Source organism: Peribacillus sp. NPDC056705 (assembly GCF_043656335.1).
This window is the reverse complement of sequence record NZ_JBHTYI010000158.1, coordinates 1-1,580: the sequence shown is the minus strand read 5'-3', so window position 1 is coordinate 1,580 and position 1,580 is coordinate 1. Positions and strand designations below refer to the sequence as shown.

Below are 1,580 nucleotides of genomic sequence, written 5' to 3'. Positions count from 1 at the left end.
GATAAATACAATTTGGAAGCAATGCTTTTATATCGCAGCCCTTTGGACACGAATTGTAAAATTTCAAGCTCCCGCGGCGTTAACTCATAGGCCGATGACGCTTTGATTGGTGAAGGATCATCCCCGCTATTGTCCGCTTCCAGTTGGGCAAACAATTTCTGCGACATGCCTTGATCGATCAGCGTGCCCCCGCGGTAGACGGTACGTATCGTTTCGGCCAGCTCTAATGGCTGCATGGACTTCAACAAGTATCCATCCACCCCGCTTCGCATCGCCTCCAGAGCCTGTTTGGTATCCTCGAACGTGGTAAGAATCAGAATGCGGATGTCAGGCCACATTTCTTTTATCGTACGGGATGCGGAGATTCCATCCACATTCGGCATTTCCACATCCATCAGCACCAGCTGCGGCTGAACCTGCCTGCACAGCTCGATCGCTTGCTCGCCATCCTCTGCCGTCCCGACCACCTGCAAATCCTGCTGCTCCTCCAGCAGAGTCCGCAGGCTTTCACGGATAACGGGCTGGTCATCGACGACCAACAGGCGGATGACTTCATCCTTAAGCTCCGTTTGTCTGGGCAGCGTACAAGTAACGAGAGTGCCCTCTCCCGGCTCCGAATAGACGGCCACATGGCCTTGCAAATTCATCGCCCGCTCCTTCATGGCACTGAGGCCAAAGCCCTCCCTTCCATGCTCTATCCCACGGCCGTTATCTTGAATTTCCAGTCTCGTCTGCTGGGGCTCGAATTGCACGGAAACCTTAATCTCTGTCGAGTGTCCATGGCGCACGGCATTCGTCAACGACTCTTGCAGGCAGCGGTAGAGTGCTGTCTTCGCTTGCTTCATTACAGGGTATTCCTCCCCGTAGGCATGGAAAGTAACCGTCACCTTGGCATGCTCCTGAAACTCCTCCGCCAGCTTCCTCAAAGATGGAAGCAGCGGGAGCGCCTCATGCGGCGATTCGATTTGATGCACGTAACCTCTGACCTCCTCCATATTTTGGCGGGCCAGGTTCAATAGGGAATCAAGCCTTTCCGTTCCTGTATCCGTTGACAGTTCAGGACGCAACGTTTCCAATCCCATAATAAGCGAAGTGTAGGCATGACCGACGGTATCATGAAGCTCTTTGGACAGCCGGTTCCGCTCTTCGGCAAGCGTGATGCGCTCGATTTGGGACAGGTATTGCTCCAGCACCGCATTTTGCTCGCGGATCGTTTCGCCTTGACGATGATTGAGCGCGAGTAAATGGAAGGAGAATCCGAAGATATACGCGATCCCGATATGAACGGCCATGACCCAGTATTCACTCTGCTCTGCAAGCAGCTTGATTATGGCGGGCACGAGCAATATGGATACAGGTCCTGACCAGAGATAGGCCCTTTGCGCGCTGTGGGCAGCAATTAAAAAGGCATACAGCAGGAATGCGAAGTAGGCTTGCGGAAAGAATGAAGCCAGATATAAACACAAGCCGCCCGAGATCACGATTTCGGTAAACAGGTAGTATTTATAATCGAGCTGCAAGCAAAGCCATGGAACGGAAAAAGCAATCAGCTGCCACAGCACAAGGAGCACAATCGGCAG

At 52.8% G+C, this 1,580-nt stretch carries 1 protein-coding gene; it reads right to left on the bottom strand.

Annotation, left to right across the window (positions count from 1 at the left end):
- On the bottom strand, positions 1-1,580 hold a 1,580-nt coding region (locus tag ACFRAK_RS28475; protein ID WP_394573111.1), incomplete at both ends, for a response regulator.